This window comes from Brevibacterium sp. (assembly GCF_052105255.1).
Lineage (GTDB): Bacteria > Actinomycetota > Actinomycetes > Actinomycetales > Brevibacteriaceae > Brevibacterium > Brevibacterium linens_B.
The window spans coordinates 1-14,267 of record NZ_JBQDYQ010000067.1 but is presented as its reverse complement, the minus strand read 5'-3'; the positions used below and the strand labels follow the sequence as shown (position 1 = coordinate 14,267).

13 protein-coding genes and 1 pseudogene are annotated in these 14,267 nt (G+C 65.3%); all 14 read left to right on the top strand.

Features of this window, described 5'->3' with window-relative positions; translation table 11 throughout:
- Nucleotides 1-572, top strand: a pseudogene (locus ACTIIH_RS14250) (MFS transporter); the annotation flags it as partial.
- 84 nt (nucleotides 573-656) lie between these two features.
- On the top strand, nucleotides 657-1,484 hold the full coding sequence (locus tag ACTIIH_RS14245; protein WP_441452564.1) for a DALR anticodon-binding domain-containing protein: 828 nt from the start codon (nucleotides 657-659) through the stop codon (nucleotides 1,482-1,484).
- A complete protein-coding gene (lysA, locus tag ACTIIH_RS14240) occupies nucleotides 1,484-2,926 on the top strand; it encodes a diaminopimelate decarboxylase (protein ID WP_441452562.1) in 1,443 nt (480 codons plus the stop codon). Before ACTIIH_RS14245 ends, lysA begins: the two co-directional genes overlap by 1 nt.
- Before the next feature lie 32 nt (nucleotides 2,927-2,958).
- The gene (locus tag ACTIIH_RS14235) at nucleotides 2,959-4,266 is read left to right on the top strand and encodes a homoserine dehydrogenase (protein ID WP_441452560.1); all 1,308 of its coding nucleotides are present in this window, start codon (nucleotides 2,959-2,961) and stop codon (nucleotides 4,264-4,266) included.
- A gap of 2 nt (nucleotides 4,267-4,268) precedes the next feature.
- A complete protein-coding gene (thrC, locus tag ACTIIH_RS14230) occupies nucleotides 4,269-5,354 on the top strand; it encodes a threonine synthase (protein WP_169252104.1) in 1,086 nt (361 codons plus the stop codon).
- Nucleotides 5,355-5,356: 2 nt separating this feature from the next.
- Nucleotides 5,357-6,259 carry a homoserine kinase gene (gene thrB, locus ACTIIH_RS14225; protein WP_441452558.1) on the top strand — a complete coding sequence of 301 codons (903 nt, stop codon included), beginning with the start codon at nucleotides 5,357-5,359 and terminating at the stop codon, nucleotides 6,257-6,259.
- A 224-nt stretch (nucleotides 6,260-6,483) separates the two neighbouring features.
- Complete coding sequence (gene rho, locus ACTIIH_RS14220; RefSeq protein WP_441452556.1) at nucleotides 6,484-8,502, top strand: transcription termination factor Rho; 2,019 nt, start codon at nucleotides 6,484-6,486, stop codon at nucleotides 8,500-8,502.
- 1 nt (nucleotide 8,503) lies between these two features.
- A complete protein-coding gene (gene prfA / locus ACTIIH_RS14215) occupies nucleotides 8,504-9,580 on the top strand; it encodes a peptide chain release factor 1 (protein WP_441452554.1) in 1,077 nt (358 codons plus the stop codon).
- Nucleotide 9,581: 1 nt separating this feature from the next.
- Nucleotides 9,582-10,508 carry a peptide chain release factor N(5)-glutamine methyltransferase gene (gene prmC / locus ACTIIH_RS14210; protein WP_441452566.1) on the top strand — a complete coding sequence of 309 codons (927 nt, stop codon included), beginning with the start codon at nucleotides 9,582-9,584 and terminating at the stop codon, nucleotides 10,506-10,508.
- 74 nt (nucleotides 10,509-10,582) lie between these two features.
- The gene (locus ACTIIH_RS14205; protein ID WP_441090347.1) at nucleotides 10,583-11,233 is read left to right on the top strand and encodes an L-threonylcarbamoyladenylate synthase; all 651 of its coding nucleotides are present in this window, start codon (nucleotides 10,583-10,585) and stop codon (nucleotides 11,231-11,233) included.
- Nucleotides 11,234-12,343, top strand: a complete 1,110-nt coding sequence (locus ACTIIH_RS14200; protein WP_441090348.1) for an MraY family glycosyltransferase — start codon at nucleotides 11,234-11,236, stop codon at nucleotides 12,341-12,343.
- Nucleotides 12,340-12,786, top strand: coding sequence for a hypothetical protein (locus ACTIIH_RS14195; protein WP_441452552.1), 447 nt, complete (start codon nucleotides 12,340-12,342; stop codon nucleotides 12,784-12,786). Before ACTIIH_RS14200 ends, ACTIIH_RS14195 begins: the two co-directional genes overlap by 4 nt.
- 329 nt (nucleotides 12,787-13,115) lie before the next feature.
- Nucleotides 13,116-13,862 (top strand): F0F1 ATP synthase subunit A, encoded by a 747-nt coding sequence (atpB, locus tag ACTIIH_RS14190; RefSeq protein ID WP_039211199.1) that lies wholly within the window; start codon nucleotides 13,116-13,118, stop codon nucleotides 13,860-13,862.
- 81 nt (nucleotides 13,863-13,943) lie between these two features.
- A complete protein-coding gene (gene atpE / locus ACTIIH_RS14185; protein WP_441452550.1) occupies nucleotides 13,944-14,168 on the top strand; it encodes a F0F1 ATP synthase subunit C in 225 nt (74 codons plus the stop codon).
- Nucleotides 14,169-14,267 lie beyond the last annotated feature (99 nt).

Sequence of the window (14,267 nt, the reverse complement as noted above, 5' to 3'; positions counted from 1 at the left end):
AGCTCTCCCGCCTTCTGCGCAGCCCTCGGGCCTGGGCGCTGATGACGATGACGGGTCTGACGTCGTTCAACAACTTCATCCTCTTCACCTGGCTGCCGGGTCTGCTCACCCGCTCCGGGTTCGATGCTGCCTTCGGCGGGGCGATGCTCGCGCTGGTCACCGCCATCCCTCTCGTCCTCGGATTCGTCCTGCCGACCCTGGCTCACCAGATGACCTCGGCCTATCCCATCGTCATCGGCTTCTGCCTCAGCCTGGCCGTGGGGTACCTGGGTCTGTGGCTGCTGCCGACAGCGGCTCCCGTGCTGTGGACAGTGCTGCTGGGCATCGGCATCTCCACGTTCCCACTCGCCCTGACACTCATCACCCTCCGGGCGCGAAACGCCGAGGCGGCGGCTTCCCTCTCCGGCTTCGTGCAGGGCGGCGGGTATCTCCTTGCGGCCACCGGCCCGCTGATCTTCGCCTTTCTCCTCCAGAGCTTCGACAGCATGTGGCCGGCATTCGTCGTGGTGCTCGCCTCGGTGGCCGTCAAATTCTTCGTCAGCCACGCCGCCTGCCGACCCGGCGCCATCTGAGGTCCGGCGGGCCTCCGTCTCGTCATGAGAGCGAAGATGACATCGGATTCGTCCTCGCCGTCCGGGCCCGAGTACTCTGTTCGAGTGACCCCGGAAGACTTGCAGACTGCACTCGCTCGCGCCTTGGCGACGGCCGAGGCAGGCCTCGTCGAACCGGGGTTCGCCATGCAGATCGACGTCCTGGCTCCGAACCGTTCCGAGCTCGGTGACTGGACGACGCCCCTGGCGCTGCGCGCCGCCGCTGCGCCCGGGCAGCGGACCGAGCTCGCCGCACATCTGTGCACCGAACTGCGCGCCCTGACCGGGGTGGCGGATGCCGTCATCGCCGAGCCCGGCTTCGTCAACGTGACCCTCACTCCCGCTGGCAGAGCACATGTGCTCAGCGACATCATCACCGCAGCGGGGGAGACCGATTCGATCAAGGTCGTGGAACAGGACGGGTCGCCGCTGCGCACGCTGCTCGCCGCTGCGGACCGGGAATCGGCACTGGCGCCCGTCGCCGGCGACCACGACCGTGACGTCGACCCGGTCGCGGTGAACAGCCTGCAGCGCGGCCATGCCGCCGCCTGCCGGGAGCAGCGGCGGGCGCACCGGGCGGGAATCCCGTCCGAGGCCGTCGACGCGGCGAGACTCGAGGATCCGAGCGAGACGCGAATGCTCAATGCCGTGGCGGGTCTGCCGTCAGCGCTGAAACGCTCGCGCCGCCTCGGCGAGAACGATCTGTTCGTCAACGCTCTCCTCGACCTCGGCGATGCCGTCGAAGACTGGATCCGCCGCTGTCCGGTCACTCCGACGGTCGATGAGGACATCACCGTCACCCATGCCTCCCGGCTCTTCGCTCTGAGAGCCGTCATCATCGTCCTCGCCGCAGGACTACGACAATTGGGCGCTTCGGCCCCGGAGAGGATCTGATGCCCGCACATATCGCAGGGACCCTGCACGCGACACCGGCCCCGGTGTGGCTGCCCTATCCCGATGACGTCAATGCGCTGCTGCCGAGTCTGTGGTCGGACAACGTCACGAAGACCGATGACGGTGTGCTCACGATCGCCGGTCATTCCGTGACGGACCTGGCCGAACGCTACGGAACCCCCACTCTCGTCATGGACGTCGCCGACTTCCGCAGCCGTGCCGAGGCCTACCTGAGTACATTCTCCAACGCCTTCTCCGTGGAGAAGGGCCTGGCCGGAGCCGATGTGTTCTACGCCGGGAAGGCATTCCTGTGCACAGCTGTGGCCCGCTGGGTGCATGAGGCAGGCCTCGGCCTCGACACCTGCTCCCTGGGCGAGATGATGATCGCCCGCGCCGCCGGTGTCCCCGGCGACCGCGTCGGGCTGCACGGAAACAGCAAATCGGCGGCGGAGCTCGAATACGCCCTCGACTACGGCGTGGCCAGGATCTTCGTCGACAGCCTCGATGAGGTCGCACGTCTGGAAACCATTGCTGCGGCCAGAGGAACGGTCGCCCCGGTCATGCTGCGAGTCACGGTCGGCGTCGAAGCCCACACCCACGATTTCATCGCCACGGCCCACGAAGACCAGAAGTTCGGGCTCTCCCTCGCCGACGGCACCGCCGCCCGGGCCGCTCGTCTGGTCGCCGAATCCGACCACCTGCGTCTCGACGGTCTCCACTCCCACATCGGTTCGCAGATCTTCGACATCTCCGGATTCCAGGTCGCCGCCGCCCGCGTACTCGCGTTCCGAGCCGAGATCATGGGCGAACACGGCATCGACCTGCCCGATGTCGACCTCGGCGGCGGCTTCGGCATCCGCTACACCTCCCAGGACACCCCGATCCCGGTCGCGGAGATGGCCGCAGAGCTCGCCGCCGTCGTGGCCAAGGAATGCCGGGGCCTGGGCACGAGCGTCCCCAGGATCTCCATCGAACCCGGTCGGGCCATCGTCTCCCCGGCGGTGTTCACGCTCTACGAGGTCGGCACCGTCAAACAAGTGAGCACGGACAGCGGGACTCGGACCTACGTCGCTGTCAACGGGGGAATGAGTGATAACATCCGCACGGCGCTCTACGACGCGGACTATTCGTGCACCCTGGCCAACCGGAACTCGAACGCCGAGCCGGCGATCGTGCGGGTCGTCGGCAAGCACTGCGAATCCGGTGACATCATCGTCCGCGACGAATACATGGGCGCCGACGTGACTGCAGGTGACCTCGTTGCAGTACCGACCACCGGAGCGTACTGCCGGTCGCTGGCCAACAACTACAACCATCTGCCCCGGCCGGGCGTGCTGGCCGTCGAGGCGGATAGAGTTGAGTGGATCGTGACCCCCGAAGACCACACGCAGATGTTCGCCACGGACCCGGGAATGGCCGGGGGAGAGGCGTCGAACTGGTGAGTGTGAGAGACAAGAGCGGAAAAGGTGAGGAAATGCAGGCACTCAAGGTTGCCATGCTCGGATGCGGAGTCGTCGGCACGGAGGTCGCCGCGAGGATTCAGAACCGCGCAGAGGGCCTGGCCGAACGCATCGGCGCTCCGCTGGAGCTGAGCGCGATCGTCGTCCGCGATGCCTCGACGGCCCGTCCGGGAATCGACGAGAAACTGTTGACGACCGACGCCGAGGCGGCCATCGCCGGAGCCGATATCGTCGTCGAGCTGATGGGCGGAATCGAACCCGCCCGCTCGCTCATCGCCGCAGCGCTGCGCCAGGGTTCATCGGTCGTGACTGCGAACAAGGCGCTGCTGGCCGCCAGCTACGGCGAGCTCATGTCCGCTGCCGACGCCGCTGGCGTGCGCCTCGAGCACGAAGCGGCTGTGGCAGGAGCCATCCCGATCATCCGACCCGTCGGCGATTCGCTAGCCGGCGACCGGATCGAACGCATCATGGGCATCGTCAACGGCACGACGAACTACATCCTCGATCAGATGGACTCCGAGGGCTGGGATTTCGACCAGGCGCTCACCGCTGCCCAAGGGCTCGGATACGCAGAGGCCGATCCGACCGCTGACATCGGCGGACACGATGCGGCGGCCAAGGCTGCGATCCTGTCCTCTCTGGCATTCCACGCCCCCGTGTCGATCGATGACGTCCACGTCGAAGGCATCGAGGGCGTCACCGCCGAGATGGTCGAGACCGCCCGGGACCAGGGCTTCGTCATCAAACTCCTCGCCGTGTGCGAACGCGTGGCCTCATCACCGGCGGGCGCCGGACTCTCGGCGCGCGTCTATCCGGCGCTTCTCGACCGAGGACACGCACTGGCAGCCGTCCGCGGTGCCTTCAACGCCGTGTTCATCGAGGCCGAAGCCGCCGGCGAGCTGATGTTCTACGGACAGGGCGCGGGGGGAGCACCGACGGCGTCGGCAGTGCTCGGCGACCTCGTGTCCGTGGCCAGGCGCAAGGTGCTCGGCGGACGCGGACAGTACGAACGTCCCTTCCACGACGACTACCCGATCCTGCCGATCTCGGCGATCACGACCAGGTACCACATCACCCTCGACGTGCTCGACCGTCCCGGTGTGCTCGCCGCGGTCTCCGAGGTCTTCGCCGACGAAGGGGCATCCATCGAGCTCATGCGACAGACGATCGGAGACATCGACGACGACGGCGTCCAGCACGCGAAGCTAGTGCTGGCCACCCATTCGAACACCGATTCGACTCTGCAGAAGACGGTCGATCGACTCGTCGATCTGCCAGTCGTGCACACCGTCAAATCCGTGATCCGCGTAGAAGGACAGTGACTATGAACTACCCCAGACACCAGTGGCAGGGCGTCGTCGAGGAATACCGCAGCCTCCTCGACATCTCCGCTGACACTCCTGCCGTCACTCTTGGTGAGGGCGGGACCCCGCTGATCAGGGCGGAGAAGCTCAGCGCACGCACCGGTGCCCAGGTATGGGTGAAGTACGAAGGTCTCAACCCGACCGCGTCCTTCAAGGACCGGGGCATGACGATGGCGATCACGAAGGCCGTCGCCCACGGCGCCAAGGCCGTCATCTGCGCGTCGACGGGCAACACCTCGGCATCGGCAGCTGCCTATGCCACGAAGGCCGGACTCACCTGTGCTGTGCTCGTGCCCACCGGCAAGATCGCGCCGGGGAAGATGAGCCAGGCCATCGCCCATGGAGCGACTCTGCTCGAAGTCGACGGAAACTTCGACGACTGTCTGACGCTGTGCCGCAAGCTCTCGGAGTCCTACCCGGTCCACCTCGTCAACTCGGTCAACCCCGATCGCATCGAGGGTCAGAAGACCGCGGCCTTCGAAGTCGTCGATGTCCTCGGCGACGCCCCCGACATCCATGTTCTGCCCGTCGGCAACGCCGGCAACATCACGGCGTACTGGAAGGGCTACAACGAATACCGCGAACATGGGGTCTCCACGCAGCTGCCGCAGATGTGGGGCTTCCAGGCCGCCGGTGCCGCACCGCTGGTCCTCGGGCATCCGGTCGACGAACCGGACACGGTGGCAACCGCCATCCGCATCGGCAATCCCGCCAGCTGGACGCAGGCCGAAACGGCGCGTGACGACTCGGGCGGTCTCATCGATTCGGTCACCGACGACGAGATCCTCGCCGCCCACAAGATCCTGTCCAGCGAAGAGGGCATCTTCGTCGAACCCGGTTCGGCCGCCTCGGTGGCGGGTCTGCTGAAGATGGCCGACGCCGGTCGTGTCCCTGCTGATGCGACCATCGCGGTGACCGTGACCGGTCACGGTCTCAAGGACCCCAGCTGGGCCCTGCACACCGCAGACGGATCCGATATCGAGACCCAGCGGGTCTCCGTCGACGCCGTCAGCGCCGCACGCGCGCTGGGACTCGAGGACAGCTGAGCGTGCGCGTGAGACTCGAGGTCCCGGCCACCTCGGCGAATCTGGGGCCCGGCTACGACTCGTACGGGCTGGCGCTCGACATCGTCGACACCCTCACTCTCACCGTCGAAGACGCAGCGGTCGACGCTGACCGCTGCGTCGAGGTGACGGGGGAGGGCGCCGAGGTGCTGCCGCGGGACCGTTCGCACCTGATCATGAGGATCATCGGTGAGGTGCTCGAGGCGGAATTCCCCGACGTCGCGGCCGATCTGTGTCCGCGGCTGTCGCTCGAGTGCGTCAACCGGATCCCTCATTCCCGCGGCATGGGCTCCTCGGCGGCCGCAGTCGTGGCAGGGATCGGCCTCGCGGCGGAACTCGGAGCTTGGTCGACCGGAGCGGAGATGAGTCGCGACCGGATCCTCGAGATCGCCACCGCAATCGAAGGCCATCCGGACAATGCGGCGCCAACGATCTACGGCGGTCTCACCGTCTCCCTGTCTGCGCCGGTCAAGTCGTGGCAGGTGCCCGTGCGCACGCTCGAATACGTCACCGTGCTCGTTCCCTCCGTCCGCCTCGACACCGAGGTCGCCCGAGGACTCATTCCCGCAGGCATCGATCACGCGATCGCCGCGGACAACTCGGCTCGGGCCGGACTGCTCGTCCACGGACTGAGCAACGACGCGCAGGTGCTCTTCGACGCCACTCGAGACCAGCTCCATCAGGAATTCCGCCGCAGCGCCTATCCGGAGTCAATGGCGCTTGTCGACTCCCTGCGCGCCGAGGGATTCCCGGCCGTCATCTCCGGAGCCGGGCCGACGGTGCTCGTCCTCGCCGAGGCGGTGCCCGACACCCTCGTGCCGGCAGGCATCGTCGCTCGGCGCACCGCGATTGACCTCGGCGGTTATCGGGTGAGCCGAGAAAATTGAGGAAACGATTCGCCAGAACGTCTCCGAACAAGTAGACTGTTGGTGTTCCGACAGGGCACGGCTTCCCGCTGTTCTACACAGATCCGTCGCCGATGTCAGAGATTCTGGAACATCTCCTGCTCATTCTTTAGCAGGTTTTCTTTCACAACGCACCGTCAATGGTGTTTCCGTCGCCGTGAGCAAACGGCACATGCCGCACGGCCGAAAGAGGGAGAAGGACCTTCGTGTCTGAAACCACCACTCAGGATTCCACCCCGCGCACTGGCAGCCTCACAGCGCTGCGGCTGCCTCAGCTCCAGGAAATGGCTGCCGGGCTGGGAATCAAGGGTTACCGTCGCCTTCGCAAGAGCGAACTGATCGACGCCATCAACAGCCACTCGGGCGGATCCGCTGAGCAGAAGTCCGCCCCCACCGAGAAGAAGCCCGCCGCAGAACCGGCCGCCAAGGCCGAGAAGCAGGACGCGAAGAAGCAGGAGTCGGCGAACCGTCGCTCCTCGCGTCGCTCCGCCGCTTCCGTATCCGAGGACGCTCCGGCGCTCATCATCGAACCGAACTCCGACGACTCGCCGGCGAACGAGTCCGGTGCACAGCAGACCGGGGGAGCATCCTCCGACGAATCGAACGGCGACCAGGACCGTCAGCGCTCGCGCCGGAGCCGTTCGCGTTCCCGGGGCTCCGAGCCCCAGGCCGCGGAATCCCGCGCCGAAGAGCGCGACGGCAGCGGCGACGACGCCTCCGGCGGCAGCGGCGGCCAGGATCGTTCCGGGAACCAGGAGCGATCCGGCAACCAGGACCGCTCCGACCGTGAATCCCGCGGAGGACGCGACAACGATCGTCGCGGCAAGAACAACGACCGTTCTGACGACAATCGAGGCGGCAACGACCGCAACGGCCGGGGCAACAATGACCGGGACGGCGGAAACGACCGCGGGTACCGCAACGACCGCGGCGGCAACAACGACCGCAACGATCGTCGCAATCGCAACAACGACGATGACGACCGCGGCGGCAACCGTCGCGGCCGGGGTCGGGACCGGAAGCGTCGCGGCCGCGGCAACGACGAGCCGGAGATCCGCAACGACGATGTGCTCATTCCCGTCGGCGGCATTCTCGACGTCCACGACAACTACGCCTTCCTCCGCACGTCCGGCTACCTGCCGGGGCCGAACGACGTCTATCTCTCGGCCTCCATGGTGCGCAAGAACGGTCTGCGCAAGGGCGACGCCGTCGCCGGCGCGATCCGTCAGCCGCGTGAGAACGAACAGCGGGGCAACAAGCGTGAGAAGTTCGACGCCCTCGTCCGTCTCGACTCCGTCAACGGACTCACCGTCGACGATGCGCGCAGCCGCGTCGAGTTCTCGAAGCTGACTCCGCTCTACCCGCAGGAGCGTCTGCGTCTCGAGACCACCTCGAAGCTGCACTCGACCCGCCTCATCGATCTCATCACCCCCATCGGCAAGGGACAGCGCGGACTCATCGTCGCGCCTCCGAAGGCGGGCAAGACGACGATCATGCAGCAGATCGCCAACGCGATCACCGAGAACAATCCCGAAGCACATCTCATGGTCGTCCTCGTCGACGAACGTCCCGAGGAAGTCACGGACATGCAGCGCGCGGTCAAAGGCGAAGTCATCGCCTCGACCTTCGACCGTCCGGCCGATGACCACACCACGATCGCCGAGCTCGCCATCGAACGCGCCAAGCGTCTCGTCGAGATGGGCTCCGACGTCGTCGTGCTGCTCGACAACATCACGCGCCTGGGACGTGCCTACAACATCGCCCAGCCGGCATCCGGTCGGATCCTCTCCGGCGGTGTCGACGCCAATGCGCTCTACCCGCCGAAGAAGTTCTTCGGTGCTGCACGCAACATCGAAGGCGGCGGCTCGCTGACCATCCTGGCTACGGCTCTCGTCGAGACCGGTTCGAAGATGGACGAAGTCATCTTCGAGGAGTTCAAGGGCACCGGCAACATGGAGCTGCGTCTGAGCCGTCAGCTCGCCGACAAGCGCATCTTCCCGGCCATCGACGTCAACTCGTCGAGCACGCGTCGCGAAGAGATGCTCATGACCACGGAAGAGACGAAGGTCATGTGGCAGCTGCGCCGATTGCTCTCGGGACTCGAGCAGCAGCAGGCAGTCGAGCTGCTCATGTCGAAGCTCAAGGAGACCGGCTCGAACGTCGAGTTCCTCATGCAGGTGCAGAAGACGACTCCGCTGCCGAAGTCGTCGACCGACAACAGCTGAGATGGTCGATGACACACTCACGGCCAGCGTCAGAGCACTGCTCGATGAGCATGCGCGGGTGCAGGAGGAACTCTCCGACCCCGCGGTCCACGCTGACGCCGGCCGGGCCAAGAAGCTGACCAGGCGGTACGCGGAACTCGACAAGGTCGCCGCGGCCGCCCGGCACTTCGCCCAACTCGAGGCCGACCACGCCGCCGCGGTGGAACTGGCCGCGGACGACGCCGATTTCGCCGCCGAGGCTAAGCGGCTGTCGGCGGAGATGGACACGGCAGAGGGTGAGCTCAAGGATCTCCTGGTTCCCAGCGACCCGGACGACTCCCGAGACGCGATCATCGAGATCAAAGCCGGCGAAGGCGGAGACGAATCCGCACTGTTCGCCAGCGATCTGCTGCGGATGTATCAGCGGTGGATCGACTCGCGGGGCTGGTCGAGCCAGATTCTCGACGCCACGCATTCGGATCTCGGCGGATACAAAGACGTCACCATGGCAGTCAAGGCGAAGAACGACGGCGCCTACGGCTGGGTGAAGTTCGAAGGCGGAGTGCACCGGGTCCAAAGGGTCCCGGTCACCGAGTCGCAGGGACGCATCCACACCTCAGCAGCCGGCGTGCTCGTCTTCCCCGAAGTCGACGAGCCCGAAGAGGTTCAGCTGGACGAACACGATCTGCGCATCGATGTCTACCGGTCGTCCGGCCCCGGCGGCCAGTCCGTGAACACCACCGACTCCGCTGTGCGCATCACCCACCTGCCGACCGGAATCACCGCAAGCTGTCAGAACGAAAAGTCGCAGCTGCAGAACAAGGAGGCAGCGATGCGCATGCTTCGCGCCCGGATTCTGGCCAAGCAGGCCGAAGAGGCCGCGGCGGAGGCCGCGGACATCCGTCGGTCTCAGGTGCGCACCGTCGATCGCTCCGAACGCATCCGCACCTATAACTTTCCGGAGAACCGGATCACCGATCATCGCACCGGATACAAGGCCTACAACCTCGATCAGGTGCTGGCAGGCGAACTCGATCCCGTCATCGGGTCCTGCCGCGACGCCGACAAGGCCGCTCGCCTCGACGCGCTGGGGGACTGACCTGGATACCGACAGGCCGAGGCTCGTCTCCGATCTCCTGCGCGGGGCCACCACACTCTTCACCGAGGCGGGAATCGCGAGTCCCGAAGCCGATGCGCTCGAGCTGCTCTGCCACGCATGGGAGATCGACCGGGCAGCGCTGCACCGCCACCGTCTCTTCGACGACCCGGTGCCGGACTCCGTGAGTGCACGATTCGCCGAACTCTGTGATCGGCGCCGGCAGCGGACACCGCTGCAGCACCTCACCGGCATCGCCTACTTCCGTCACCTGCAGCTGCAGGTCGGCCCCGGGGTCTTCGTCCCCCGTCCGGAGACCGAACTCCTCGTCGGCAGCGTCCTCGCCGAACTCTCCGAATTCTCCACGCCTGACTCGACGATCGAGACCGAGGAGGTTCGACGTCCAATCGTGATCGATCTCTGCTCCGGGTCGGGCGCGATCTCACTGTCCGTGGCCACCGAATTCGATGGCGTCGACGTCCTCGGCGTCGAACGCGAATCCGCCGCCCTCGACTGGTCGCTGACGAACCTCGAGCACAGCCGCCTCGGCGAGTCGAGAGTCGAGTTCATCGGCGCAGATGCGACGAGCATCACCCAGGCGCGGCCCGATCTGCGCGGGCGTGCCGACATCGTGGTGACGAACCCGCCCTATGTTCCCGATTCCGCTGTCCCGCGGGACCCGGAGGTGGCCGACCATGACCCGGCGGCCGCGCTCTTCGGCGGAGACACGGGTCTGGAGATACCGGGGCTCATCATCAGCGAGGCCGAGCAGCTGCTGCGACCCGGTGGGCTCTTCCTCATGGAACACAGCGAGGATCAGGGCGCCGATGCACGGGAACTGCTGGAGGCCACGGCCAGTCTGAGACACGCCGCCACATTCCAGGACTACACTGGACGCGACCGCTATACCGTGGCACGCCGCCAGGCGTAGGAGGCGCGGGGACGAATCCGTGTCCTGCACGACCCAGTACCGAGCCCACACCGAACATTCGAAACGGAGAACTCGTGTCGAGACGATTCGACGTCAGCCAAGCCGAAATCCGTGAGCTCGTCTTCGACGAGTGCGCGCGAGTCGTCGACACAGGCAACCTGATCGTCATTCCCACCGATACCGTCTACGGGATCGCCGCCGATGCCTTCAGTGCTTCGGCGGTCGCGGCACTGCTCGCTGCCAAGGGCCGCGGCCGGGACATGCCGCCTCCGGTTCTCGTGCCACGCGCGGAGACCATCTTCGGTCTCGTCTATGGGGTCGATGAGACCGTGCTGGCGCTGACGGCGAAGTTCTGGCCCGGACCGCTGACGATCATCGCCGATGCCCAGCCCTCCCTCGATTGGGACCTCGGCGACACCCACGGAACCGTGGCCGTGCGCATGCCCGACGACGAATCGGCCCTGGCTCTGCTCGCCCGCACCGGACCGCTGGCCGTGTCGAGCGCGAATATCTCCGGACAGCCCGCAGCTCGGACCGCCGATGAAGCGCAGGAGATGCTCGGCGACGACGTCGACATCTATGTCGACGGGGGAGTGCGGGAATCGGGGATGTCCTCGACCATCATCGACCTCAGCGGTGACGTGCCTCGCATCCTGCGCCGTGGGCCGATCACCGCCGAGGAGCTGCGCGAGATCGTCCCCGAGCTCATCGACCTGGACGGCTGAGTGCGCGCCTACCTCTTCATCCTCATCGTCTCCGCCCTCGTGGCGTACCTGCTGACGCCCATGGTCAAACGGGTCGCCGAACGAGGGAAGATCTTCTCACCGCTGCGTGCCCGCGACGTCCATTCCGTTCCGACGCCGAGGCTGGGCGGAGTGGCGATGTTCGGCGGGCTGCTGGCCGGTCTCATCTTCGCCTCCCAGATGCCCTTCCTCAATCGGATCTTCGTCGAACCGGGACCGATCGTCGGCATCGCCGGAGCCGCCGGCCTGCTGTGTCTGCTCGGAGTCATCGATGACATCTGGGACCTGCATTGGATGGCGAAACTCGCCGGCCAGGCACTCGCCGCGGGCTTCATGGCGATCAAGGGAGTGGCGCTGCTGTCCATACCCTTCGGAGGGGTCATCATCGGTTCTCCGCGGATGTCGATCATCGTCACAGTCCTCGTCGTCCTCGTGACCATCAACGCGGTGAACTTCGTCGACGGCCTCGACGGCCTCGCCGCGGGAGTCGTCGCCATCGGCGGCAGCGCCTTCTTCATCTACTCCTACTGGTTGGCTCGAGACGCCTCACCGGAGTCGTATGCGAACCTCGCCTCGCTCATCATCGCGATCCTCGTCGGCGCCTGTCTCGGCTTCCTGCCGCACAACTTCAATCCGGCCCGGATCTTCATGGGCGACTCCGGGTCGATGCTCATCGGCCTGCTGCTGGCCGCTTCGACGATCCGAGTCACCGGTCAGGTCGACCCGGCACTGATCGGGCAGGAGCGAGCGTTCGCCACCTTCATGCCGATCATCCTGCCGGTCGCGGTGATGTTCCTGCCGCTGCTCGACCTCGGACTCGCTGTGGTGCGTCGACTGCGAGCCGGACAGTCTCCGTTCTCCGCCGATGCCAAACACCTCCACCACCGGATGTTGCGGCTGGGACATTCCCATGCGCGTGCGGTCCTCATCCTCTACACCTGGACGGCGCTCATCGCCTTCGGATCTGTGCTGCTCCTCTTCAAGGGCTGGCTGTTCTCCGCCTGTGTCATCGGCGCACTGGTCGCTGTCACCCTCATCGTCACCTTCTATCCGCTTCGCATGCGTCAGAAAGCCAGAGAGGAAATCTTGTGACCGAACCGACACCGCGCCAAGAGACCGAAGTCGAAGCAGCCTGGACCCGCGTGTGGAGGACGCTGCTCATCCGCGGCATTATCCTCGTCCTCGTCGTCGCGGCGCTCGGAATGGGCATCGGCTGGCTGGTCTCGGGGATGACGGGACTCGTCGGCGGAGCCGTCGGCGGGGGACTGGCCGCGGTCTTCATCGTTATCACCCTCGTCGTCATGTACGTGGGACGGAATATGGGACTGACCGCGATCGCCGGGTTCCTCGGCATCGGATTCCTGTTCAAGGCCTTCATCTTCATGATCGTCATCTGGCGCATCAAGGATGCGACCTGGCTCGACGGCACGGTCGCCTTCTTCACGATCGTCGTCGCGGTGATCGGCTCCTCGCTCGTCGAGGCGATCACCGTGGTCCGGGGACGCGTTCCCTATGTCGATCCGGAGGCGAAATAGGCGCTGGAAGCCTCGTCGCCGCGCAGTTCGGAGACACGTCGAGAGGTGGGGCCAGAGACGAATGACGTGTCGTATAAAATCGTTGACAGAAATTGCACAGAGAAGCCTGATGAATTTGTCGGTCGCTCTCTACAGTTGGTAGAGTAGACCCGGTGCTTGGGCGGATCTTCGCCCTTTGTCGCTTCTGAACCTCAAGCCTCGCCATCAGCGCGGGGCCAAGGCCAGGCCATCAGGGCCCTTGACCATGGGAGAGTAGTAAAAACGTGGGAACACTCAACGCCGCGAACACAACAGTCAGTGCTGCAGAAGGCGGCTTCCACGCTCCGTCGATGGCTGAGTTCTTTCCAGCCTCGTTCCTCTTTGAGGGCACACCGTTCGAAATGAACCGCGTGATGCTCATCCGCATCATCGCCACCGTCGCCGTCGTTGTGTTGCTGGCCGTCTGGGCCAAGCGAATGAAGCTCATCCCGTCCCGCTTCCAGTCGAGCATGGAGCTCGCCATGGAATTCGTGACCGTCGGCATCGCCGAAGACACGATGGGCAAGGAGAAGGCCAAGAAGTTCATGCCGCTCATTGTGGCGATCTTCTTCGGCATCCTCTTCTGGAACGTCACGAAGCTCATTCCGTTCCTCAATATGCCGGGCACCGGTGTCATCGGTATGCCGATCGTGCTGACCCTCGTGGTCTATGTGACCTACCACTGGGCCGGCATCGCGGAGAAGGGCCTCGGCCGCTACCTCAAGGATTCGCTCATCCTGCCCGGCGTTCCGCCGGCGATGCACATCCTGCTCATCCCGATCGAGTTCATCACGAAGTTCGTCACCCAGCCGTTCACTCTGGCGATCCGACTCTTCGCGAACATGATGGTCGGCCACCTCCTGCTCGTCCTCTGCTTCTCCGCCACGAGCTTCTTCCTCTTCGACGCTGCGAACGGATTCCAGTTCTTCGGCATCGTCACCTTCGCCGGCGGCATGTTCGTCTTCATCCTGGAGATGCTCATCGTCGTGCTGCAGGCCTACATCTTCGCTCTTCTGTCGTGTGTGTACATCAATGCCGCGATCTCTGACGAACACTGAGATCGCGCCCCAAGAACCGTAACTCTCGAGTTGCACGGTCGGGCCAACCACCCGGCTTCATTATGAAAGGAAAAGCATCCTATGGATATGCTCGCCGAAGTCTCAGGTAGCGTTTCGACGATCGGTTACGGCCTCGCCGCAATCGGCCCCGGTGTCGGTCTCGGCATCGTCATCGGCAAGACCATCGAAGGAACCGCTCGTCAGCCCGAAATGGCCGGCGCCCTGCGCGGAAACATGTTCCTCGGTATCGCTCTGATCGAGGCCCTGGCCCTCATCGGTATCGCCACCCCGTTCTTCCTGCCCTGATCTCGAAGAGGACTGAAAGATGACTCCGGTAAACATCGTCGCCTCCGCGGAGAACCCGCTTCTCCCGGCGGTCTACGACATCGTCTGGAGTGCCGTCTG

What these genes read in the sequence shown, in the direction of transcription:
- thrC (WP_169252104.1), top strand. Translation starts at nt 4,269, where the DNA reads ATGAACTACCCCAGACACCAGTGGCAGGGCGTCGTCGAGGAATACCGC.
- atpE (WP_441452550.1), top strand. Translation starts at nt 13,944, where the DNA reads ATGGATATGCTCGCCGAAGTCTCAGGTAGCGTTTCGACGATCGGTTAC.
- atpB (WP_039211199.1), top strand. Translation starts at nt 13,116, where the DNA reads ATGGCTGAGTTCTTTCCAGCCTCGTTCCTCTTTGAGGGCACACCGTTC.
- lysA (WP_441452562.1), top strand. Translation starts at nt 1,484, where the DNA reads ATGCCCGCACATATCGCAGGGACCCTGCACGCGACACCGGCCCCGGTG.
- ACTIIH_RS14235 (WP_441452560.1), top strand. Translation starts at nt 2,959, where the DNA reads ATGCAGGCACTCAAGGTTGCCATGCTCGGATGCGGAGTCGTCGGCACG.
- prfA (WP_441452554.1), top strand. Translation starts at nt 8,504, where the DNA reads ATGGTCGATGACACACTCACGGCCAGCGTCAGAGCACTGCTCGATGAG.